Consider the following 23055-nt stretch of genomic DNA (forward strand, 5'->3'; position numbering starts at 1 on the left):
GCGCCTGTGGCGCCTTTTCACTTTATCGCCCCCCCATGGCGCCACTGAGTATGTCAGCAGCAGACTGGTTTTTCTGCCACAAAAGCGCTAATCACTGATAACAGATTTGGCTAAAGAATCAGCTTTAACCTTTTGTAAATAGTGATTAAATTTCTCTATCAATAGCTGATGAGCTGGTTCACGTCGAAGCGCCAGATGTAAGGTTTTTAGTTCAGTTAAACTGGCATTAAATTGCACTTTTCCTGTCGCCAGACGTTTTACCTCCACATCATGTTCCAGCAAATACGCTAAAACCCTAGGGTCTATCACGGCCAGATCCAAACGCCCTAAGGCTACTTTGAGAATATTTTGCCGATCAGAAAACGCTAACTGGGGTGTCAGTTGGCCTCTGCTAATCATCTGATCAACCACAGCTAAATTGACGTAATCCTGCACCACGCCCAACTGGAGCCCGGATAGCAATTCAACATTCAGCTGGCCTAATGGTTTGGCTGTGGCTTCAACAAAACCCAGTTCGCTGACCCCTAAGCTATCGGATAAAATAAACTTTGGGTTATGGGTTTGATATTCAGGGAAATAACCTGCGTACAAAGAACCGTTTTTCTCACTGACGCGAATGGCTCTGGACCAGGGTAAAAACTCAGTCTGCACTTCCTGTTGCATTGCAGCAAATACCTGCCTGAGCAGCACAGCTGTCTCACCTTGTTGCTCAAGCTGATGACCTGTGTAAGGCGGCCAGTCTAAACTAGCCAGCCGCACAGGTTCAGCAACAACAGCCCACACAAAAGTTGGCAGAGCCAGGACCCAAAACAACCACTTCTTCACACCATTTGCCTCAACTTAGCAGCGCAACTGCGCCAGCTGAGCATCCATAGCTCCGGTAATAGTGTCTATTTCTTTGCTGATCAACAGGTTTTGTTTGGCCAATTGATGCAGCGCTTTAGTGGCATCATCTATGGCTGTGATATTACGGTTGATTTCTTCACTCACCTGATTTTGCTCTTCCGCCGCTGAAGCGACCTGAAAAGCGTTGTCCGCTATGCTGGAAATGCCTTGAGTGGCCATAGATAACTTCTCATACGAGCTTTCTGCTTCCTGCAAGGTACTGGTCACTTTGGCTGTATTGGTGTGAATTTGTTGTACGGCAGCAGCCACTTGTTGCTGCAAAGCATGGATCAGGTTTTTAATTTCATCAGTAGAGCTGTGAGTGCGGGCAGCTAAAGACCGCACTTCGTCCGCTACCACAGCAAAACCACGGCCTTGCTCCCCTGCCCGCGCAGCTTCAATGGCAGCATTTAATGCCAGTAAGTTGGTTTGTTCCGCTATGGCCTGGATCACATCAATAATGCCGTTAATTTTCTGACTGCTTTGTGCTACTTCATTCACGCCCTGACTAGTGTGGTTAAATTCAACAGACACAGCTTTAAAGGCTTCCACTGTATTTTGAAATAACTGATTGGCCGAGGTTAAAGCTTCCAGTGATTGCTGTGCACCTTGTGCTGTACTGCTGGCCAGATTGGCCACTTCATGGGCTGTCGCAGACATTTCGTGCATAGCAGAAGCGACGTTCTGAATTTCACTGGCCTGAATACTGACCGAACTGTTGGTTTGATCTGTGGTTTTAACCATTTGCTCAGACTGGTATTGCATTAACTTGGACGACTCTTTTAAGTTATTGATCATTGAGCGCAATTTGGCAGTAAACATATTAAATCCATCGGCCATATCATTCAGTTCCTGATGCTGACTTTGTTTTAACTGCCGGGTTAAATCCCCCTCAGAACCAGCCAGCTCTTTCATCAGTACACTCATATGCAATATAGGCGCTGTCGCAGTTTTTAAACCCAATGCCATCAACACCACAAAAGCCAATAACAGCACCAGACCTAAACCAATCATGCTTTGCGTGGTTTGAGCTGAGTCTTCATTCAGTTGATTCGCCAGTTGAGTCGCCATAGCTAAAGCTGTGGCTTCAGGCACAGCCACTACGACTTTCCAACCTGATTCGGTGCTGTCGAGTTTTATAGGCTCAGTCACCAGCATGGCGTCTTTGTATAAACTGACTCCAGCTTGTTGTTGCTGCAAATGCGCGGCTAAATCCACGTCCAGAGTTTTAATCGACTGGCCCAATTTATCCGGGAATTTATTACTGGCTACTACCAAACCATATTTACTAATCAAATAAAGTTCAGCTTTGCCGCCGTACAATAAATCGGCCTGTGCCTGTAACAAGGTTTGTAATACAGGCAAGTTTAAATCGACACCGGACACGCCTCTGAACTGATCCTGCGTTACGACCGGATACACCAGTGAGGTTAACAGTACCTGGTTGCCAGGCGAGATTTCCCACAAATAAGGTTCCATCAAACAAGCTTTCTTAGTGTCGCGGCTGCAGAGATACCATTCAGCTTCACGCACTCCGTATTCGTTTTTGCTGTCTTTATATTTCACCGCCGGATCCGGCGTTTGCACAAACTTCAGCTGGTTTTGCTCACGGATCCAATAAATCTCCATGGTGCCGGTTTTAGAACTGTGATCATTGTTGATGGAGAATTGACTATCAGCACCATCATAACCATTGGGTTCAAACTGGCCAAATAAGGATGAAATGCCTTTATTCGCGCCCAGAATTTGCCCCGCCATGACTTTGACCTGATCGCGGCTATAAGGCGTCTGCCCGCTGCCAAGGGCTGAGCCGGACAAAACAGCTGCAAAGTTTTTAGCGGTATCAAAATTGCGGTCAAGTACGCTGCTTGTTTCAAGCGCTGTGCGCTGTGCGGCTTCAGTCAGGATTTGCTCGGCTAATGTACGTACCGACTGCGTCAGTTTGGTGACAGCCGATTCATTACTGCTGGTCATCGAATACCAGCCAATAAAGGCCATGCTGCCAATACTGATAGAAAGTAAAAGCGCGACACCAAAAGTAAGTTTAAAACGTAAGGAATTTAACTGCATAACTGCCACCTAAAGCCAATTGAAGGTTTTTGCCACTGACAACGAAAAGGTGGGTTCACCTAAATCGTCCAGTTCCAGATCGGTGTCATCAAAGGCTGCAGTCCATTTTGCCCCTAACCATTCGCTGACAAGCGCTACGCGCCAGTGATGGTAAGTACCGTCGTTATCGCGTAGAAATTTGTTAGTGTCAGTCGAGGTTGAGCGATCACCGGACAGCATTAAGGTCATGCCCTCTGTTAGCTGAAAGTTTTGACTCAACATCACAATGTAATGGCCACCACCAGCACCAAAATAATCTTTGGCATACCAGTAACTTAGTTTGGTATCACCATAAGATACTTTGATGTACGCCTCAGGATAATCAAAAGCACTGCTGTCGCTGCTGCCGTAATAAGTGTAATGCGCTATACCAAGATCCAGCGCCCAATTGCTGCCTAAATCTGTGTAATAGCCTGTGTAAAAATCCACTTCAAGATCGGTATTTTCAACAAAGCTGACATTCGATCCCCAGCTTCCGACATACCAACCCGAATCAGATACCCAGTCGAGACTCGGCTGTAAAGCAGGGTCATCTTCGGTTAGCGTAATGCCGTTAAATAAATAGTTTGAAGAGAGGGTGACAGTGGAGCTTAAATTGGCCAGAGCGGTCGGGCTTACCCCCAACATAAATAAACCGGGAAGAATGAACTGTTTTGTGATCCGCATAAATACTCCAATGCTGATTAAAGTACAAATTCAACTACTTAGATTCCATTCCGTCATATCGCTTTAAAGGTATAGCACTGTTGTTAAAAAAAGCCCGAGTCATATTCAACTTTCCTAATTCAGATATAGACTTCTAAACACCCAGAAATCTCTTTATTTCAAAATCGAAATAGGGTTAACTGAAATCAGTATTTCAAAGGAGCAAAATCAAATGTTTAAAGTAAATAGTTATTTTGACGGTAAGGTGACATCCATTGCTTTTCAGGGCGAAGAATTACCAGCCACTGTAGGTGTGATGGCACCGGGTGATTACGAATTTGGTACCAGCCAACATGAAGTTTTAACTGTGATTAGCGGTGCTTTAACCGTATTATTGCCGGGTGAGACTCAGTGGCAAACCTTCGCCCGTGGCGCTGTGTTTGAAGTACCATCTCACGCTAAGTTTCAGTTAAAAGTAGAAACTGATACAGCTTATCTTTGCACTTATCAATAAGGTGTGTATCCGACACGCCTTTTCAGGAAAAACTGATTTATGCGTGGTATGGGAACAGCAGCCAAAAGAGCAGATGCTTCAAAACAAACTGAAGCTCTGAACCTGAAACAAACAGTGCAGTATATGTGGCCCTATATCTGGGCCTTTAAAGGCCGTGTGTTATTGGCTGTGGCCGCACTTTTAGCAGCAAAAGCCGCCACTTTATACCTGCCTTATGCGTTAAAACTCATTATTGACGACTTAGATCCGAGCTTAAATTCAGCATTAACCTTACCGCTGGCGTTTCTTTTATTTTACGGCGCCTTACGTTTTGGCTCAGTATTTTTTGGTGAAGTCCGTGATGCGCTCTTTAGCAGAGTGACTGAACATGCCATGCGTAAAGTTGGCCTGCGGGTCTTTAATCATCTGCATCAACTGGAACTGAGTTTCCATTTAGACCGCCAAACCGGCGGTATCAGCAGAGATATCGAAAGAGGCACCAACGGCATCAGTTTTCTGATGCGGTTTTTAATGTTTAATATTGTGCCTACCCTGCTGGAAATTCTGATGGTGGCGGTGATTTTTGCCCTGCTGTTTTCTTACTGGTATGCAGTGCTGACTTTTGTTGCTGTGGCTTTGTATGTGGCCTTCACATTTTATGTCACCGAGTGGCGTAACAAATACATCCGTGAAGCCAATCAGGCCGATTCTGCCACCAACAGCAGAGCGGTCGACAGCCTGCTGAACTATGAGACCGTCAAATACTTTAATAACGAAGCCTATGAAGAGCGTACTTACGATCAGTTTTTAGCCAACTGGGAAAGCGCCAAGCTGAAAAACCGTATGTCGTTATTGGCGTTAAACTCCGGCCAGGCGCTGATTATTGCCATAGCTATCACATTAATGATGTGGATGGCGGCACAAGGTGTACTCGACAAAGAGCTGACTTTAGGTGATTTGGCGATGGTGAACGCTTATATGCTACAGCTATTTATCCCGCTGAATTTTTTAGGTTTTGTTTATCGTGAAATACGCCGCTCCTTAACGGATCTGGAAAACATGCTCGGACTCTTGAAAAAAGAAGCGCTGATCAAAGACAAAACCAATGCGCCAGAGCTGCAATTACAACAAGGCCGCATTGAATTTAAGCAGGTGCATTTTAGTTATCAGCAAGGCCGGCCTATTCTGAATGGCTTAAGTTTTGTGGTAGAGCCGGGTCAGAAACTGGCGATTGTCGGCGCATCAGGCGCGGGAAAAAGCACCATAGCCAGACTGTTATACCGATTTTATGACATTCAAACTGGGGCTATCGAGATTGATGGCCAGGATTTACGGGATGTCACCCAAAGCTCATTACGCCAAAGTATTGCCATAGTGCCGCAGGATACTGTGTTGTTTAACACCAGCATCAGGGAAAACATTCGTTACGGTAAACCTGATGCCAGTGAGGCTGAAGTGGATCAGGTGATTAAACTGGCCCATCTGGACAGATTTATCCAAAGTTTGCCTCAAGGCGACCAAACCTTAGTCGGCGAGCGGGGTTTAAAAGTATCAGGCGGCGAGAAACAACGTATTGCGATAGCCCGGGTGCTGTTAAAAGGCTCTCCTATTCTGATTTTTGATGAAGCCACCTCAGCTTTGGATTCACATTCAGAAGCCGCTATTTTAAAAGCTTTACGTGAGCTGGCGAAACACCATACTTCAGTGGTTATCGCTCATCGATTGTCGACTATTACCGACGCTGACAAGATCTTAGTGCTGCAACAAGGTGAAGTAGCTGAAGCTGGCACTCACCAGCAATTGCTGGCCCAACAAGGGCTTTATGCACAGTTGTGGGCCCAACAACAAGAGGCCAAAACCAAAGCTGAGTAAAGCTGATATTAAGTTAGGTTAAGCAGAGTAAATGCCGGGTAAAGGGCTGAACCCGGTTTTGTTTTTTTGTTCTGATGACGGTATTTATTTCTTACAGGACAAGAAAACCACTATGTTGTTACGTCAGCTCATATTACCTATTACCAGTCTTTTTATACTGAGTGCCTGCGGTGGCGGCAGTTCGTCAGAAGGCAACGATACCTATCCAAGCAGTTATCTGCAGTTTTATAACGGCTCCTCCAACAGTGCGACAACCAAACTAACCTTAACCGACAGCGATGACACAGAAAGTACTTTGGGTTCCGCGGCCTTTGGCGACACTACAGCTTTAACCACAGTTTCGGCTGAAACCTACGATCTGGATTTTACTTACACCGACAACAGCGGCGACGTTCAGACGGTGCTGGAAGATCAGGTGACTATGAAAACCAGTCAGAAAACTGTGCTTTTTATGGTGGATAACTATGAAGCACCCAAAATACTAAACTTAAGTTTTGTGCGGGATGATGAGCTGGATGACCAGTTTAAAATCTACTTTGCAAACTTACTGGCTGAAAATAAAAGTATGGATTTGTATATCAGCAGCTCTACCGAAGACTTTGATGATGCTGATTTTGTCGCTACTGTAGGTCAAAACGCTTTTAGTGAAGCCGTTACTTTTGATACCGGCAGCTACATTTTGTATTTAACTGACGCGGGGAGCAAAGACGTCGTATTACAAAGCCCGGTTTACGCTTTTAGCTACGAAACAGAATACGTTCTGGCTTTGCGTGACAACGCGGGTCCGCTTAAACGTAAAATTGCGCTGGATATCATAGGCAACACTACGACAGTCTATCCACTTGAAGACATCAACAGTAACGCCCAGTTCCGTGTTTATAACAGCCTGAACGATTTAGACCCGGCACAGATTTATGCAGGCAGTACCAGCGGCACTCCGGTCTTTGCTGATGTACCAGCTGATACTCTGACGTCTTATGTTGAAATTCCACATGGTGATTACAGAGTGACATTAACGGCAAACGAAGGCTCCAGCCAAATTCCAAATGGCTTATTAACACTCAACCAGGGCGAGAGCAAAAGTCTGGTGTTTTACCGTGATGAAAATGATCAGCCCACTGTATTATCAGTCACAGACAGCGCGACACCACAGGTATACGACTTTGTATTTAATGTAGTGAACGTGGTGCCGGACTTTGAGAATGTCAGTATTTACTTTGTGCCACCTGGCAAAACCATGGAAACCACCTCCTATTACATCAGCAGTATTAACGATGCCACCAGCGCCAGCATTACTTTGCCGCTGGATAGTTATACGGTGTTGTTGGTGCGCAAAGACTTAAATAACAATAAGACCTTGCTGGCGCAAACCGCTGAAATTGAATTTATCCAGGGTAACTCCTATCTGCTGGTCGCGGAAAAAGATCCTGATACTGAAACAGGTTATAAAATCAGTTTGCAGTACTAAAGCGTAAATTGATTTGATGACAAAGGTCCGTCTGAGCAGCGGGCCTTTTTTTACATACCCGTCGTACTTGAAGCCGCAGCTTTGTTGACTGCGCTCTTCGCCCCAGTCACATAGGACAACTATGCTCCTGGGGTCTCAATCACTTGTCGCCTCGCTGCAACATCAATTACTTAGGGCATGATTTAGTGGATGGGTTGCGACTATGTCCTCCTTCGCTCTTCCTTGTTATTTGTTTTTCCTCTAAATTAGCTTCCAGTTGAAATCATCAGATGGAGTAAAGCATGACCTGGATTTTTTTAGTGGTCGGCCTGGTATTACTGGTCGTTGGTGCGGATTTACTGGTCAAAGGGGCTGCTCGTTTAGCAGGCTCTTTTGGTATTCCGGCTTTAGTTATAGGTTTGACTGTGGTAGCTTTTGGCACCAGCGCACCAGAATTGGCAGTTAGTGTAAAAGCAGCTTATTCTGGTCAGGCTGAATTGGCTATTGCCAATGCGGTTGGCAGTAACATCTTTAATGTGCTGTTTATTCTCGGCGCTGCAGCGATGATTTCGCCTTTAATTATTTCACGCCAGCTGATCCGTCAGGACGTGCCTATTATGGTTCTGGTGTCTGTCATAGCTCTGCTTATGACTTTAGATGGCAGTATCAGCAGACTGGAAGCAGCTATTTTGTTTGCGGGCCTTTTAAGTTACACCTGGTTTTTATTCCGTCAGGGTAAAGCCAAAGGCGCTGACACTGTTGATGAAGAAGTGGAGGCGATGCTCAAGTCCAATACACCAGCGTGGCAAAATGTTCTGCTGGTCGTGGGTGGTTTGATATTACTGGTATTAGGCGCCCGTTGGTTGGTTGAAAGTGCAGTGGAAATTGCACGGGCATGGGGCATCAATGAAGCTGTTATTGGTTTAACCATAGTAGCAGCTGGCACCTCCTTGCCTGAAGTGGTCACCTCCATAGTTGCAACAATTCGGGGGGAACGCGATATTGCAGTAGGTAATGTGGTAGGCAGCAATATATTCAACATCCTTTGTGTACTGGGTATCTCAGGCCTGGTGTCTCCTATCCCACTGGTGGCCGGAGAACAAATGGCGATGGTCGACATTCCGGTGATGGTAGGTGTCGCCGTGCTTTGTGTGCCACTGTTTTTTATCGGCTCTGTACTAAACCGCATGGAAGGTTTGCTGTTCATGCTGTTGTATATTGCTTACACCTGGTATCTGGTCGCTATGGCATTAAAAGAAAGCTACCTGCCAGACTTACAACAGGGCATTTTGTACGGTTTGTTACCTGCAGTAGTGCTTTTTGTGGTGCTGTCATTTATTCACGACCGCATGAAAAACAAACAAATACATCAATAAGTTAGCTACTTATGTAAAAAGCAGGCCCTCTTGGGCCTGTTTTTATTTACGAGGCATATGACATTTCGGTGATCTGAAGCCTGCCGCTGACCAGAGCACTATCCAACCCGCACTTTTGTTTATATAATCCGCCGCAGTTCATAACCTCAATGAGACCCCATGGAAATCTTTATACTAGTTGGACTTATCGTATTAAATGGCATTTTTGCCATGTCTGAAATTGCTATTGTCACTGCCAAAAAATCACGTTTAACGGCTTTGGCACAAAAAGGGAAATCCTCCGCAGCCATAGCACTGAAACTGGCTGAAGACCCTACTCAGTTTTTGTCGACAGTCCAGATCGGTATTACCTCTATTGGTATCTTAAACGGTATCTTCGGTGAATCTATTCTTGCCGAACCTTTTGCCCTGTGGTTGCAAAGCCTGGGGATGACACCTGAATTCAGCAGCATTTTTGCCACAGCTTTAGTGGTTATAGTGGTGACTTATGTGTCTATCGTTGTAGGTGAACTGGTGCCTAAACGTATTGGCCAAATCAGCGCTGAGTCTATCGCCTGCCTGATGGCCAAGCCGATGTTATTACTGGCTTTAGTGACTAAACCTTTTGTGTATTTATTATCAGGTTCAACCCATGGTCTGATGCGTTTGTTTGGTTTTGCCCACAGCACCGAATCCAATGTGACCCATGAAGATATTCAGGCCATGCTGTTGGAAGGTTCAAGCTCTGGTGCCATAGAACACAACGAACATGCCATGGTGAAAAACGTATTCCGTTTGGACGAGCGCTCTATCTCTTCTTTGATGGTGCCACGTTCTGACATTATCTTTTTAGACACCTCCATCAGTATGGAAGATAACCTGCACCGTGTGATGCAATCGCCTCATTCACGTTTTCCGGTCTGCAAACAAAGCGCGGATGAACTGATAGGTATAGTCTCAGCCAAACAGCTACTGGCGCAGTCTGTAGCAGGTCAGCTGACTGATTTATCGCCTTTAGTACAACCTTGCCATTATGTACCGGACAGTTTAACTGGTATGGAATTGCTGGAACATTTCCGCACTACTGCCCGCCAGGTGGTCTTTGTGGTGGATGAATACGGTGACTTAAAGGGTATGGTGACCTTGCAGGATTTAATGGAAGCCTTAACAGGTGAATTAAATCCGGATGACGGTGAAGATTTAATGGTGGTGCAGCGTGACGACGGCTCTTACCTGCTGGATGGTTTGCTGCCTATTATCGATTTAAAAGATTGTTTAGGTTTAGACGAATTACCTGAAGAAAATCAGCGTAACTATCAGACGTTAAACGGCTTATTGATGCTGTTAATGGGTAAAATTCCGCAAACGGCTGACAAAGTGCTGATCCATAACTGGCTGCTGGAAATTGTTGATATGGACGGTAAGCGAGTCGACAAAGTGTTGGCAGTGCAACTGACTGAAGAACAAATGGCAGAAATAAAAGCCGGTGTCGATGAGATGCACGACTAAGCCTGTGATTAACTTGCCGCGCTATTAATGATTTGGGGTGTATCTCTCTGCCCAAAACAAAAACGCCACTTTATAAGTGGCGTTTTTAGTTTAATCTTTGCGGCTTTTATTTCGTAAAGCCAATGGGTCGGCATCAAGACCAAAGCCCAGCAAAGGCAAGAGTTCTGGTATTTCATCTTCCGGTATGCCTACCTTGTGAAAATGCTTCACCACATACTGCACATCATGGCCTTGTTCTTTGAATTGTTGTGCAGTTTTTAAATGCACAGTTCGCATAAAGTTAGATGTCATGACAGTCACTCCCTGAAGAAAAGCGAACGTCATAGTGGTGAAATATTCAGCAGCAGGCAAGTGATTTTCGACGAAAATTTAAACAATTTTTTCGAATAAAATTAAACTGGAATACAAACAAAAACTTAACGGCAAAGGCACCTATCTGCGCCTTTGCCTGATGGTGACAAGATCAAAAATCAAGCTGAACCGGTGTGGCAGAACTGGTAACAGTCAGATTTTTGCCCTGCAAAAATACAACTTCATCATTTTGCTCAGGTTCGTCGTTCAGCTGGCAAGTAAGAGCAGCCGTATAATTTCCGGCATCAATAAAGCCTAACTCATAGCTGTAGCTGGATGCACCGTCAAACAACACCGGAGCGCTGGCATAAGGTAATACAGTTTCAGCACCACCGTAGTCAGCTAGTGTACTCAGATCTAAATCTGATCCAGGATACAAATACACAGCTGCAACTGGCTGATTTTGATCGGCAGGAGCTACAGTACAGTTATTAGCTAATAAAAAGGCTTCACTGACAGTTCCCTCCAGATGACCAATTTCACTGGTATTCACCAAACGTAAACCTGTAGGTTTTAGCAGGTATTTTTGTGGGTTAGACAGAACCATGGCTTTACGTAAATCAAACTCCAGAGTGTAACTAAAGGTGCCACCTGCAGATAAAGTGACCCCGTTCAGACGAAGTTGGTTTGACGGCACTTCCAGTGGATATTGAGTACCGTCCGTCAGTTGGATATAACTGCCAGGCACAATATTCAGGCGCATTTGACCGTAGTTACCTGCTGGTACTGTGGCTTGCGAAATCAAAGCCAAAGAACTGGCGCCAGGTAAAGTTAACAGGTCTACCCCTATGCTATTTGCCACGACTGCGCCGTTATTATCGCGGCACTCAGTGTTATTGTTTGCTGCCACAGGTTCCAAACCCGGAGTAAAAGTCTGATTCCCCAAACCATTTCCTACCAGTTCAACCGAACCAAAACACAACATCACTTTATCTACACCATCTACTGGTGCATCACTGACTGCCAGACTAAAACTGGCACTTTGATCAACCTCTTCTGAGGAACTGCCCCCACATGCAGCCAGAGTGGCTGACAAGGCGCTGACCAATACCAAAGTACGCCATTGTTTCGTATTATTCATCTGCTCTACTCCTGATAGCCGGGATAACTCCCATTCAACTCAGCAGTTATAAAGCAATGAAACTGAATTTATGCTGAAACCCTAATTTAGGGATTCTGTAATAAAAACTTGCGCTGTAGCAGACGATCCAACCATTTTTGTGGTAATAATCTTGCCAGCAAAGGCAAAGTGACAGCGCCATGCCCTATACCCACCACACCGCTGCAATCGGCTTTATTCAGCTCTAGTACTAAACTGTTGGCAAAACTTTCTGCCGATGTAGGTTGGTTTTGACTGGCATTAGCGCGCAGCATCACACCTTCACGCATGGACCACCAGAGAGAGTCAGGTTTTAACAACTGCTCTGCTTCCTGTTTAGCCCGGCTGGCAAAGCCTGTATTTATAGCACCTGGCTGCACAGTCAAGACTCGCACACCCAAAGGTGCAAGTTCCATCCGCAGCGCATCAGACAAACTATGCAAAGCCGCTTTGGATGCACAATAGACTCCGGCAAAAGGTGTAGTTAACACGCCTGATACGCTGCCTATATTGACGATCAGCCCTTTGCTTTGTAACAACAAAGGCAAACAAGCCTGAGTTAAATCCATCACCGCAAATACGTTGACTTCAAACTGCGCTCGTAAGCCTTCAGCCCCGGCATCCAGCACCGGGCCCATAGCGCCAAAACCAGCATTATTCACCAGAATATCTAAACGCCCTGCCTGTTGTTGCAGCTGTAATACAGCTTGTTTCACTGAATCGGGATTGGTCATTTCCAGCGCTATAGTCTCCAAGCCCAACTGCTGCAGTTGTGCTAAATCAGCCTCTTTTCGCGCTGTGGCAAAGACTCTGTAGCCTTGCTGTTTTGCTGCTAACGCCAAGGCTTTGCCTATGCCGCTGGAGCAGCCTGTGATCAGTATGGTTTTGCTCATAGTTGGCCAACCTGTACTAAATGTTGCTCTTCAGGTCGCAAGGTCAACACCAGAAAACCAGTGTCTGTGACAGCCACTGTATGTTCCCACTGGGCTGATAACTTTTTATCCTTCGTCACCACAGTCCAGCCATCAGATTTTTGTTTTACACGCCGATCCCCCTGATTGATCATTGGCTCTATGGTGAACACCATGCCGGGTTTGAGCGTTAAACCAGTGCCAGCTTTGCCATAATGTAAAATTTGTGGCTCTTCATGCATTTGCCGGCCTATGCCATGGCCACAGTATTCGCGTACCACCGAATAACCGTGCTTCTCAGCGTATTGCTGCACAGCGGCGGCTATATCACCTAAACGAGCTCCGGGTTTGACCTGATAAATGCCCTGCCATAGCGCCTGATAAGTTACATCCACCAAACGTTGTGCCAAAGGATTGACCTTACCAACACAATACATTTTGCTGGAGTCGGCAATGAAGCCGTCTTTTTCCAGTGTAATGTCCAGATTGACAATATCGCCTTCTTTTAAAATATCAGTTTGTCTTGGCATACCATGGCAAACCACCTCATTGATGGAGCTATTCAGCACATACTGATAATCGTATTGACCTTTGCTGGCAGGACGTGACCCTAGCGGTCCACGGATAAAGTCTTCCACTGCATCGTTAATCTGCATAGTGCTGATACCGGGTTTTACCAGCTCATCCAACATCAGAAAAACCTGTGCCAGTAACTGTCCGGCTTTATGTTGGACCTCTAGTTCAGCCTGGGTTTTCAGATGGATCGAGTTCATTCAGCAAGTCCTGCAAAGTAGTTGATTTGTTTTTCAGTAATTTACGACACAATTCCTGGTAACTAAGCTGTGGGTTCAACTCAGCCAGCATGCCCACCCGGATCCAAAATTCAGCCTGAGCGTTAATAGAACGCGCCATCACTCTGCTGGCTTCCCGCAGGTCGTCATGCAGGTCGTCCGATATTTTCACTATGCCCATAGATACACTTTATATACGTTTCGTATATTCATTGTATAAAAACAATCCGCTTAATGCACTTAAAAAACACGGAAAAACTGGTTATGGTATGACATAGAACAATAAACCCCCTGTAACAGTGGGTTATAGTTCATTATCAGCAATTGGGTTTGGAACAGATACTGAGAACTTATGCATGAGCTTATTTAACGATATCTACAGTGCAGTCGAACGGCAGTTTTTCTACAGCCTGACATTAAAAATTGTCGGCAATATCGGCTTTTTAACGCTGATTTTCTGGTTGGCGATGTTTGCAGCTTATCCTGCCGAAGGTGGCGCAGGTCATAGCTGGTGGTGGATTTTAGTACTTGGCACCGGCGCTTTTGTTTTTACCATCGGCTATCTGATGCATTTAATAGTGCGCCCGGTTAAAGCTCTGGTCGATGCTCTGCAACAAGCTAATCAAACAGGCAGCGACTTAAAAACCCGCTTACCGGCTTTTACTTTTGATGAATTCCGCACTTTATCTGAGCAATACAACTTATTTGTCGACCAGTTATCCGGCATGTTACGTGGGATTCACCAGCAGGCCTCCAGCAATTTTGATGTCAATCAGCAAGTAGCAGAAGCAGTGCACAGCACCAGACGCCAGTTGCAGGGGGCAGAGCAAAGTAGCCAACAAATCCGGGCACAAAGTGACCAGTCCTTACAGCGTTTAGCTGAAATAGTGCAAAGCAACGATCAGGTGATAGTGGTCGCCAGCAGCACAGTGCATAACGCGAAAACAGCCAGTACCCAGCTTGATCAGCTCACAACCCAACTGCATAAAATTGAACAGCTGTTAGCCAACTTTGGTGGCACTGTCACAGGCCTGCAGAAAAACGCTGAAAACGTGCGGCAGATTTTATTGATGGTGGAAAACTTCTCCGATCAAACCAACCTGTTGGCACTGAATGCGGCAATAGAAGCAGCACGGGCTGGCGAAGCTGGCCGTGGTTTTGCTGTGGTGGCAGACGAAGTCCGCACTCTGGCGGCTAAGGTCAATAGCGCCACAGGCCAGATCTCAGGTTTTCTGAATGAGATGGATGTATTGGTGCGTGATACCAAGAATGAATCGGAGCAACTGCAACAACAAGCAGGCGCCGCTCAGCAGCAAATACAACAAACCAGTGGCGACTTTAGTCAATTGGAACAGCAACTGAAAAATGCCCAGCAACAGCTGAACCATATCCAGCAACATGTGCAGCAACTGGCGCATAGCTCAGAGCAAAACCATCACCACCTGACTGAAATAGAACAAGGTACCAACCTGGCTTATCAACAAATGGCCGCTATTGATCAGGCCACGGAGCAGTTGCTGTCCGGTACTCAACGCACCCAACAGCAGCTGCAACCTTTTTCAGCAGCTTAACCAGCCACTCTCTTATCACTTGTCCGGCTATCCTGTTGCAGCGCTTTGACCAGCTGCAACACGGCCGGGTGAGTCAGTTTACGCTCAGGTGATATGGCATAAAAACGTTCGGTCACCCTGTGGATCACCCCTACTTTTAATAAGCGATAGTTGGTTAATAGCTGAGTTTCCAGCAATAAAGGTGCAGCAAAAGCTCCCAGGCCTTGCTGAGCAAAAGCCTGCATTAACGCGCTGTCATCAAATTCGGCCACTACATCCGGCTGAACTTCCACTTCATTAAACCAGCCCATCAACTGCTGACGAATAATGGACTTTTTACCTTGTAATAAGAAAGGCTTGTCGTGTAACGAACGTGGAAAATCTGCGCTGAGCTGCTCTGCCAAAGCTTCACAGGCATACACAGCCATAGGAGACTCAGTAACTAAATGGCTGTAGGCTTTGACATGACTGCCAGGCTGAATAGGTTGATCCGATAACACCATGTCCAGTTTATTGATGGCGAGTTCAGACAAAAGCCCGGCCTGCTCGCCTTCACGGCAAATCAGTTTAATAGGCAGCTGCAAAATAGGTTTTAGCATTTCATAAACAAATGCCTTCGGCAAAACGTCAGTAATACCGACACTAAAACTTTGCCAACTGCTGTGCTGGCGAGTCAGTACAGCTTTGAGCTCATCTCCCAGCTGAAAGATATCAGCAGCGTAACGCTGCACCACCACACCCAATTCCGTAGGAACCAGTCGTTTGCCCACCCTGGAAAACAAAGCTGTGCCAATACCATGCTCAAAGGCGCTGATTTGGCCACTGATGGTTTGTGGTGTGATATGCAACAGCTCACTGACACGGGCAATACTGCCATGCTCAGCCACCAGATAAAAATAATAGAGTTGGTTGTAATTTACCGGAGTCATATGAATTCAATTATTTACGAACATATAGGAAGTTATATTCGATTTTTACTGACAAAGTAAAGAGCGTATAAAGATAGCTGTTGTGAGGTTCCTGCAGAATTTCATAGACAGTTTAACCCATAGGCTCATCCGCGCCTTTTGCCCCTTGTTTTTGTTAGCAAGGGGCTTTTTTATGTCCAAAACAAAGCTACAGCTTTATTGGCTCGCATCATCTCTATGCTGCAAGTCCAGTGATTTTGCGGATACAATGGCGCAAACGAGTTAAAGAGTGCTGATGATGATTCACTACCCCGCCATTTTTAAGTTCGCAGGTCAGGATGAACTGATCTATATCGCCACACAGAGCAGTTTTGAGCAGCAGTATCAGCTGCAACAGCCCTATTTCACACCTGAGGATCTGCTGATTGATGCGACTGGGCAAGCTTATCTGCTACATCAGTTCACACAACACAGCAGTTCTTTGCCCGCATTAGCCAAGCGGTTTGAACAGCCTGAATTGACGGCTTTGGTGCAAGCGCATTTTTTTGCTTTAGCTCAAAGTTGTGTTGTAAAAATTCAAGCGCCTTCGATCACTGCTTTATTTGAGCTTTTGGTCGATACTGACAACGAATAAAATTTCATACCGCAACTTGCTCAGCAGATCATTGCTGTTTAAAGTGGTGTTTTTTCTAAGGCAGAGGACAAAAAATGGCTGTTGAATTATTAGTAGGTCTGGAGGTCAGCAATCCACAACTTTATGCCGAATATCGCCGTTTAATGACGCCTCTATTGCATCAGCATCAGGGGGATTTTGGTTGTGATTTTATGGTGCAACATAGCCTGAAACCTGCAGATACGGCAATCAACAGAGTCTTCACCATTTATTTTGCCAGCCAACAACTGATGGACAGTTTTTTTAGCCATCCGGATTATCTGGCGATACGGCAACAGTATTTTGAACCTGCGGTTGCCGCTTCCCATATTCTGGCCAGTTATCAAAAAGCGGACTAGAGGCTTTCAACAACCGGAAAGTCACAATAAAACACAGTGCCTTGTCCGGGCACTGAGTGAAAGCCTATGCTGCCCCCCATAGATTCAATAATGGCTTTACTGATCGCAAGCCCCAGACCTGTGCCGGATTTGGCTTTGGAATCAGAGCCATCAGCCTGGGCAAAACGCTGGAAGATTTTTTCCTGAAAATGCAGCGGTATGCCCTCGCCTTTGTCTTCCACCTGAATGCGAATCTTGCCATCAAGCTGAGCATAACTCAGCACTACCTCTGCACCGGCTTTTGAGTATTTTATAGCGTTGGACAATAAATTGCTCAGCACCTGCTGCAATCTGTGGCTATCAAGTTGCATCCTCACAGATTCGTTGTTGGGCGCACAAAGTTGCACAGCATACTTGTCAGCGTAGGGTTGATTCTGTGCAACAGCTTGCTGACATTCCACAGCTAAATCACAAGGTTGCAGATAAAAGTCCATTTTCCCTGCGCTTAGTTTTTCCATATCCAATAAATCATTGACCAGCAGTTGCAGCCTTTTGCTGTTTTGGCTGGCCACTTTGAGCATCGCCAAAGCTTTTTCAGGAATAGGCCCTAATACCTGATTAATGACTAAATCCAATCCGCCACTAATAGCGGTTATAGGGGTTCGTAGTTCATGACTGACTGTCGAGATAAAATCAGTTTTCATCTGCTCCAGCTGTTTTTGCTCACTGATATCATGCATCAAAACTAAAGCACCAAGCAGTTGACCGGAGCGCGCTTTGAGCTGCTCACCACGACAACGCACCCAGCGCGGAGGCTGGTTTTTACTTTTAATACAAATATCCTGACTGACCACAGTTTCGCCGTGAAAAGCTCTGAGCAAAGGAATTCGCTCAACCGGTAATACGGTATGACCATCCTCTTCGTACAAATCGTAATGATGGCTCCATAATTCAGCGTCGCAATGACGCACATCGACACCGTGCCAGTCACGCGCGACTTTGTTAAATTGCTCCAGTTGCCCTTCACTGTCACAGGCCACCAGCGCATCAGGAATGGAATCGAGCAACAAATCCAGTAGTTGCAGCTTATGTTCAGTTTGCAGTTTGCGTTTGTGTTCGTTGAGTCTTTCCATCACCATCACTGCAAGCTTGCGCAGTATAGTTTTGTCTTGCTCTGTCATCTGCCTCGGTACACGGTCAATAATGCACAAAGTACCTAAAGCATAACCCTGCTCATTGATCAGCGGACAACCGGCATAAAAACGAATATTTGGAATAGTACAGACCAGAGGGTTACCTGAAAAACGTTCGTCTTGTAATGCGTCTTCAACGATAAAAATATCTGGCTGCAAAATAGCATGAGCACAAAACGCCAGTTTACGGTCTGTCTGGCACACATCCAGCCCTTGCCTGCTTTTAAACCATTGCCGCTGTTCGTCTATTAACGACACCAAGACTATGGGCACCTGAAATATGCTGGCAGCTAGAGACGTTACCGCATCAAATGTACTGTCAGGTTCAGTGTCAAGGATTTGTAATTTCAGCAGCGCTTTTAATCTGTCTTGTTCATTCTGGGGAACTGCAGCAACCTGCATACGTGCACTCCTTATGCGGCAACACATTCTTTAGCTAAAACATACCATAGAATAATTAACTCAGCCTTGATGGTCCTGTTTTTTTGTACCTGATAACAGCGATTGTAGATCATCCGGCACAGGCAGAGGTTGCAACACCGGGTAACGACTGGACCCTGGGTTACCCAGAGGCAAACGTCCGGTTAAGTGCCCGACAGGGGTCAGTAATAAGCGCAATAGCTGACCACGAATTTCAGTCCAGTTGGACTGATCAGCTGCAAGTTTTAGCATCAGCCAGTGACTTTGCATATGTAGGATAAACAACTGTTGTCCCAGAATATGCGCACGCTCTAAATGCGACCAGGCTTCTGACCAGTTTTGCTGATAGCGTGCCTGTAAAGCTTGTTTTACTTCAGCATGAAAAGCCTGTTCTACTGCTGATGGCATCTTTATAAAGTTCCGGTATAGGTAATTATCCTTACAATGACGCGGCTTTGTTGCTCAGTCAAGGTTTTGCACTGATCTCTAAAACCAGCCTTTATCTTGAGTTTTTTAATGCTTTGTATTAGGGTAGCGCCAATACTTCGTTGGACAACATAGCAAGCAAAACAGCATGAACAGAAATCGGGGTCAGGTATCCTGGGTTAGTTTACTAATGCTTATCAGCTTACTCCTGTTTAAAGGAGTGGCAGCTGCCGCTATGTTATGTTGTGGCCCGGAGCACACAGCTCATTCAGAACATTCCTCAGTTCAATCTAAGCCCTCAGTGATGGATCACAGCATGATGAGCGGGCATAGTCACCACAACGCAGAATTGCCTGCTCAAGCCAGCGACATGTCGGAGCATCAGCAGATGATGGTGGATGATTCAGTAAATCAGTTAATGAATGACCACGCATCTTCTTGTTCAGGCTGTGCTGTCAGTTGTGCCGCTGCAGTGCTGATGGTCAATCCATCGGATTTTATACCTGAGCCACCACAAAACGAACGTATCTTGAGTTTAACTTCTTCAGTTTTCCCTTTGACCCTTGCAAGTCTGGAACGCCCTCCCCGTTTGTACAGCTGATCACTGCCTTTGCACCACAAAAGCCGACCTTAGCGCTTGTTGTGTTGTGTATTTTTCAGCTTTATTAAACAGGTTATTATTTTATGCATCAGCTTATTTATCTGGCACTATTCTGTGCCACAACGTTGCTTTATGCAGCTCCTGCAGCATCCGATACAGAGTCTGTAGCTGTTCAGCCACTCACCTCTGTGGCTATACAAAACAACACCTCGGACTGGAAACAGGCGAATCAAAAAGTTGCCGAATTGGGTGGCTGGCAATTCTACGCCAGTGAAGGGGGTGGTCATCAGGCAATGGATCACTCTAAACACTCAATGCCTGTGGATCATTCAAAACACAAATCCGATAACACTATGGATCACTCCGGACATACGATGCCGATGGATCATTCAAAACATAGCTCCGATAACACTATGGACCATTCCGGACATACGATGCCGATGGATCATTCAAAGCATAGCTCCGATAACACTATGGACCATTCCGGACATAGCATGCCGATGGATCATTCAAAACACCACAATCATCAGCAAATGGACCATTCAGAACATCAGAGGGCTAAAACAGGAGATGAGCATGAGCATCATCACTAAGCTAAGCCCGCTGGCAGCTGCGGTGTTACTAAGCGCCTGCGCCGGAACAACAAAGCTTGAGCAGCATGATCTGGTGCAGCAAACAGCAAAAGCGGAGCAGGTACAACTGGCAGCCACAGATCCGGCATTAAGAGCAGAAGCAGAGCAGGAAATTGCCCGATTGTTGGCAGAGCCTTTAACAGCAGAAAATGCCAGCCGTATTGCGGTATTAAACAATCCGGACTTTTTGGCAGCACTGGCATCTCTGGCTATCAGTAAAGCTGAATTAACTCAGGCCGGTTTATTGCCGAATCCTGGCGTGCGGGTCATTCGAAGCCGTGAAGAGGATGGTTACAGCACAGAGCTCGATTTTTCACTGAACTTGTTTAACCTGATTTTTTTAAGTCAAAACAAAGCGATTGCCGCGCGGCAGGCAGTGCAGCAACAGCAGCAAGTCGCTTTACAGCTGATGGATTTACTCACACAAAGCCGCAGCGCATTTATTGAAGCCGTTGTAGCCCAGCAGCGTTTTAACTATCTGCAAACAGTGCAGGAAGCGATAGATGCGTCGGCAGAACTTGCCAACCGTATGTATCAGGTGGGTAATTACAGCGAACTGCAACAAGCACGTCAGCTGAAGTTTGCCGCCCAAATCCGCCTGCAACTGGCTAAAACGGAGCAACAACAGCAACAAAGCCGCGAGCAGTTGTCTGTGCTGCTAGGGGTAGATCCGACTACGCCACTGCAGTTACCAGCCTATTTACCAGCTATTCCAGCCACTTTGCCACTTCAGGAAAATCTGGAACAGCAAGCACTGGCACAACGACTGGATCTGCAACAAGCCAAAGCCAGATTAAACCAACTTGAACTGCAACTGGGGTTTGAGAAAAACAGTCGTTTTGTCCGGGGTTTATCTGCTGAAATTGCAGGTTCGGTGCAGCATAGCGAAGAGCGTGAAGTGGCTTTAGGGGTTGAACTGCCGTTATTTGATTCGGGGTCAGCGCGTATCAGCAAGGCTGAAGCAGAGTATCTGCAAGCCTGGTGGCAAGCCAAAGCGCTGGAGCAAAAAGCCCGTTCTGAAGTACGTCAGGCCTGGTCCTTACATCAAAGCTCCTATCAGATTGCCCGACATTATCAGGATCAGTTAGTGCCATTGGCACAGAAAATTAACCAACAAAATGTGCTGCGTTACAACGGTATGTTAATTGGCGTATTTGAACTGATTGCGGATACTCAGGCCCAGGTAGAGACAGTGACAGGACAAATGACGGCACTACGCGATTTTTATCTGTCAGAGCTGCGCCTGCAACAAAGCTTATGGGGCAGTCCTTCGCTGCAACAGCCTACAGACAGCGACAGCACAAGCAGCCCTGCCACTGCAGCTGGCCACTAACAGGAGAATATGATGTTAACCCGTCGTGATTTATTAAAAAAAGTTGGTGCCATTACAGCTGCTGTAGGTGTGGCTGCGGTCAGCCGAAGCTCAATGGCAGCTTTGCCTGAACCTGTAATTCAACAATCTGCCGATACTATGGATCCGTTGATCCCAAACACTGGCCGGCCTTACAACCCTGTGGTCACGTTAAACGGCTGGACTTTGCCATGGCGTATGAATAATGGTGTCAAGGAATTCCATTTAGTGGCGGAGCCCGTTGTGCGTGAACTGGCCCCAGGTATGAAAGCACATTTATGGGGCTACAACGGTCAGTCGCCAGGCCCTACTATTGAAGTGGTAGAAGGTGACAGAGTGCGGATTTTTGTCACGAATAAGTTACCTGAACATACCTCAGTACACTGGCATGGTCAGCGTTTACCTAATGGTATGGACGGAGTTTCAGGCTTGAATCAGCGCGCCATACAGCCAGGTAAAACCTTTATGTATGAGTTTGTTGCCCGCCGTCCCGGCACTTTTATGTACCACCCTCATGCCGATGAAATGGTGCAGATGGCTATGGGCATGATGGGCATGTGGATCACCCACCCTAAAGAGGCACATCCGCATATCAGCGAAGTAGACCGCGATTTCTGTTTTTTATTAAACGCTTACGATATTGAACCCGGCAGCGCTACTCCAAAAATTATGACGATGACCGACTTTAATCTCTGGACCTGGAATAGCAGGGTATTTCCTGGCATAGACCCTTTAGTGGTGCGCAAAAACGACAAAGTGCGGATCCGGGTCGGCAACCTGACAATGACTAACCACCCTATTCATATTCATGGCCATGAGTTCACCGTGACAGGCACAGACGGTGGCCCTGTGCCTGCTTCTGCCCGCTGGCCTGAAGTCACCACAGATGTAGCTGTGGGTCAGATGCGGCAAATTGAATTGATAGCAGATGAAGAAGGTGACTGGGCTTTTCATTGCCATAAATCGCACCACACCATGAATGCCATGGGCCATGATGTGCCGACGCTGATTGGCGTCGATCACAGTGGTTTGATGCAAAAAATCAATAAACTAGTACCGGATTATATGGTGATGGGTGAACGTGGTATGGCGGATATGACCGAAATGAACATGCCACTACCCGCCAATACCTTGCCAATGATGTCAGGCGATGGCCCTTTTGGTTCAGTGGAAATGGGCGGTATGTTCAGCATATTTAAAGTGCGTAAAGACCAGGCTCCGGGAGACTATAAAGATCCGGGGTGGTATCAACATCCTACCGGTACGGTGGCACAAGAGTGGACAGGTGAAGTACCTCAAGTCACTTTAGCGCAAGCTCAGGTCCAGACTGACATCACAGAGGCGACAGTGGAGTTGAAAGTAAAAAAACCAGGTGCACATCATCACTGACGGTTTGTACACCTCAGCACTGTTGAACAGTGCTGAGGTGTTGCCTCTCCAATCATTTTTGTCAGAAAAAAGCTCTCAATTCGGTTTTATGACAAATATAACAGCCCACTTATATCATTTAGAAATAA

23 protein-coding genes are annotated in these 23055 nt (G+C 46.2%); 12 read left to right on the plus strand and 11 right to left on the minus strand.

The genetic code is table 11. The annotated features are described in order from the left end of the window. Window positions 1-87: 87 nt before the first annotated feature. The 3 genes from LSG34_RS17520 to LSG34_RS17530 are packed head-to-tail and all read right to left on the minus strand — an operon-like array spanning window position 88 to window position 3660. The gene (locus tag LSG34_RS17520) at window positions 88-825 is read right to left on the minus strand and encodes a substrate-binding periplasmic protein (RefSeq protein WP_233010411.1); all 738 of its coding nucleotides are present in this window, start codon (window positions 823-825) and stop codon (window positions 88-90) included. 15 nt (window positions 826-840) lie between these two features. Further along, a complete protein-coding gene (locus tag LSG34_RS17525; protein WP_233010412.1) occupies window positions 841-2955 on the minus strand; it encodes a methyl-accepting chemotaxis protein in 2115 nt (704 codons plus the stop codon). A 9-nt stretch (window positions 2956-2964) separates the two neighbouring features. Then, window positions 2965-3660: a TorF family putative porin gene (locus LSG34_RS17530; protein ID WP_233010413.1), complete on the minus strand. Its 696-nt coding sequence runs from the start codon at window positions 3658-3660 to the stop codon at window positions 2965-2967. Between the two features lie 211 nt (window positions 3661-3871). Between LSG34_RS17530 and ppnP the strand changes: the two genes are divergently transcribed. The 5 genes from ppnP to LSG34_RS17555 all read left to right on the plus strand — a co-directional run bounded on the left by ppnP (window position 3872) and on the right by LSG34_RS17555 (window position 10315). Then, on the plus strand, window positions 3872-4153 hold the full coding sequence (gene ppnP / locus LSG34_RS17535) for a pyrimidine/purine nucleoside phosphorylase (protein ID WP_233010414.1): 282 nt from the start codon (window positions 3872-3874) through the stop codon (window positions 4151-4153). Between the two features lie 39 nt (window positions 4154-4192). Beyond that, window positions 4193-6004, plus strand: a complete 1812-nt coding sequence (locus LSG34_RS17540; RefSeq protein ID WP_233010415.1) for an ABCB family ABC transporter ATP-binding protein/permease — start codon at window positions 4193-4195, stop codon at window positions 6002-6004. A gap of 31 nt (window positions 6005-6035) precedes the next feature. After that, entirely contained in the window at window positions 6036-7472 is a 1437-nt protein-coding gene (locus LSG34_RS17545; RefSeq protein ID WP_233010417.1) for a DUF4397 domain-containing protein, read from the plus strand. A gap of 281 nt (window positions 7473-7753) precedes the next feature. Further along, window positions 7754-8827 (plus strand): calcium/sodium antiporter, encoded by a 1074-nt coding sequence (locus tag LSG34_RS17550; RefSeq protein WP_233010419.1) that lies wholly within the window; start codon window positions 7754-7756, stop codon window positions 8825-8827. Window positions 8828-8986: 159 nt separating this feature from the next. Beyond that, complete coding sequence (locus LSG34_RS17555) at window positions 8987-10315, plus strand: hemolysin family protein (protein ID WP_233010421.1); 1329 nt, start codon at window positions 8987-8989, stop codon at window positions 10313-10315. Between the two features lie 90 nt (window positions 10316-10405). Here the strand turns inward: LSG34_RS17555 and LSG34_RS17560 are convergent, their stop codons facing one another. The 5 genes from LSG34_RS17560 to LSG34_RS17580 form a co-directional block, all read right to left on the minus strand. After that, window positions 10406-10606 (minus strand): hypothetical protein, encoded by a 201-nt coding sequence (locus LSG34_RS17560; RefSeq protein WP_127020837.1) that lies wholly within the window; start codon window positions 10604-10606, stop codon window positions 10406-10408. Between the two features lie 172 nt (window positions 10607-10778). Next, a complete protein-coding gene (locus tag LSG34_RS17565) occupies window positions 10779-11747 on the minus strand; it encodes a DUF4382 domain-containing protein (RefSeq protein ID WP_233010422.1) in 969 nt (322 codons plus the stop codon). 86 nt (window positions 11748-11833) lie between these two features. Then, a complete protein-coding gene (locus LSG34_RS17570; protein WP_233010423.1) occupies window positions 11834-12658 on the minus strand; it encodes an SDR family oxidoreductase in 825 nt (274 codons plus the stop codon). Continuing rightward, window positions 12655-13449, minus strand: a complete 795-nt coding sequence (map, locus tag LSG34_RS17575) for a type I methionyl aminopeptidase (protein WP_233010424.1) — start codon at window positions 13447-13449, stop codon at window positions 12655-12657. Before map ends, LSG34_RS17570 begins: the two co-directional genes overlap by 4 nt. Next, window positions 13418-13648 carry a ParD-like family protein gene (locus LSG34_RS17580; RefSeq protein ID WP_053425361.1) on the minus strand — a complete coding sequence of 77 codons (231 nt, stop codon included), beginning with the start codon at window positions 13646-13648 and terminating at the stop codon, window positions 13418-13420. Before LSG34_RS17580 ends, map begins: the two co-directional genes overlap by 32 nt. A gap of 175 nt (window positions 13649-13823) precedes the next feature. Here LSG34_RS17580 and LSG34_RS17585 point away from each other — a divergent pair, with 175 nt between their 5' ends. Beyond that, window positions 13824-15038 carry a methyl-accepting chemotaxis protein gene (locus LSG34_RS17585; protein ID WP_233010425.1) on the plus strand — a complete coding sequence of 405 codons (1215 nt, stop codon included), beginning with the start codon at window positions 13824-13826 and terminating at the stop codon, window positions 15036-15038. Here the strand turns inward: LSG34_RS17585 and nhaR are convergent. Further along, a complete protein-coding gene (nhaR, locus tag LSG34_RS17590) occupies window positions 15035-15946 on the minus strand; it encodes a transcriptional activator NhaR (protein ID WP_233010426.1) in 912 nt (303 codons plus the stop codon). The two genes, LSG34_RS17585 and nhaR, sit on opposite strands and share 4 nt — an antisense overlap. Window positions 15947-16220: 274 nt before the next feature. On the opposite strand from nhaR, the gene LSG34_RS17595 reads away from it, so the two are divergent. Beyond that, a complete protein-coding gene (locus LSG34_RS17595) occupies window positions 16221-16559 on the plus strand; it encodes a DUF4144 domain-containing protein (RefSeq protein ID WP_233010428.1) in 339 nt (112 codons plus the stop codon). 74 nt (window positions 16560-16633) lie between these two features. Continuing rightward, window positions 16634-16936: a DUF1330 domain-containing protein gene (locus tag LSG34_RS17600; protein ID WP_233010429.1), complete on the plus strand. Its 303-nt coding sequence runs from the start codon at window positions 16634-16636 to the stop codon at window positions 16934-16936. Here LSG34_RS17600 and LSG34_RS17605 read toward each other — a convergent pair. Beyond that, window positions 16933-18510 (minus strand): ATP-binding protein, encoded by a 1578-nt coding sequence (locus LSG34_RS17605; RefSeq protein WP_233010430.1) that lies wholly within the window; start codon window positions 18508-18510, stop codon window positions 16933-16935. The genes LSG34_RS17600 and LSG34_RS17605 overlap by 4 nt on opposite strands. A 60-nt stretch (window positions 18511-18570) precedes the next feature. Next, window positions 18571-18936 (minus strand): DUF3703 domain-containing protein, encoded by a 366-nt coding sequence (locus LSG34_RS17610; protein WP_233010431.1) that lies wholly within the window; start codon window positions 18934-18936, stop codon window positions 18571-18573. 166 nt (window positions 18937-19102) lie between these two features. On the opposite strand from LSG34_RS17610, the gene LSG34_RS17615 reads away from it, so the two are divergent. The 4 genes from LSG34_RS17615 to LSG34_RS17630 all read left to right on the plus strand — a co-directional run bounded on the left by LSG34_RS17615 (window position 19103) and on the right by LSG34_RS17630 (window position 22927). Then, window positions 19103-19555, plus strand: coding sequence for a hypothetical protein (locus LSG34_RS17615; protein ID WP_233010432.1), 453 nt, complete (start codon window positions 19103-19105; stop codon window positions 19553-19555). An 83-nt stretch (window positions 19556-19638) separates the two neighbouring features. Continuing rightward, complete coding sequence (locus tag LSG34_RS20790) at window positions 19639-20148, plus strand: hypothetical protein (RefSeq protein ID WP_269822950.1); 510 nt, start codon at window positions 19639-19641, stop codon at window positions 20146-20148. After that, the gene (locus LSG34_RS17625; RefSeq protein ID WP_233010434.1) at window positions 20132-21520 is read left to right on the plus strand and encodes a TolC family protein; all 1389 of its coding nucleotides are present in this window, start codon (window positions 20132-20134) and stop codon (window positions 21518-21520) included. The genes LSG34_RS20790 and LSG34_RS17625 overlap by 17 nt, the downstream gene beginning before the upstream one ends. 12 nt (window positions 21521-21532) lie before the next feature. After that, window positions 21533-22927 (plus strand): multicopper oxidase family protein, encoded by a 1395-nt coding sequence (locus LSG34_RS17630; RefSeq protein ID WP_233010436.1) that lies wholly within the window; start codon window positions 21533-21535, stop codon window positions 22925-22927. Window positions 22928-23055: the final 128 nt, after the last annotated feature.

The sequence above is a fragment of the Rheinheimera faecalis genome (genome assembly GCF_021290965.1).
Taxonomy (GTDB): domain Bacteria; phylum Pseudomonadota; class Gammaproteobacteria; order Enterobacterales; family Alteromonadaceae; genus Pararheinheimera; species Pararheinheimera faecalis.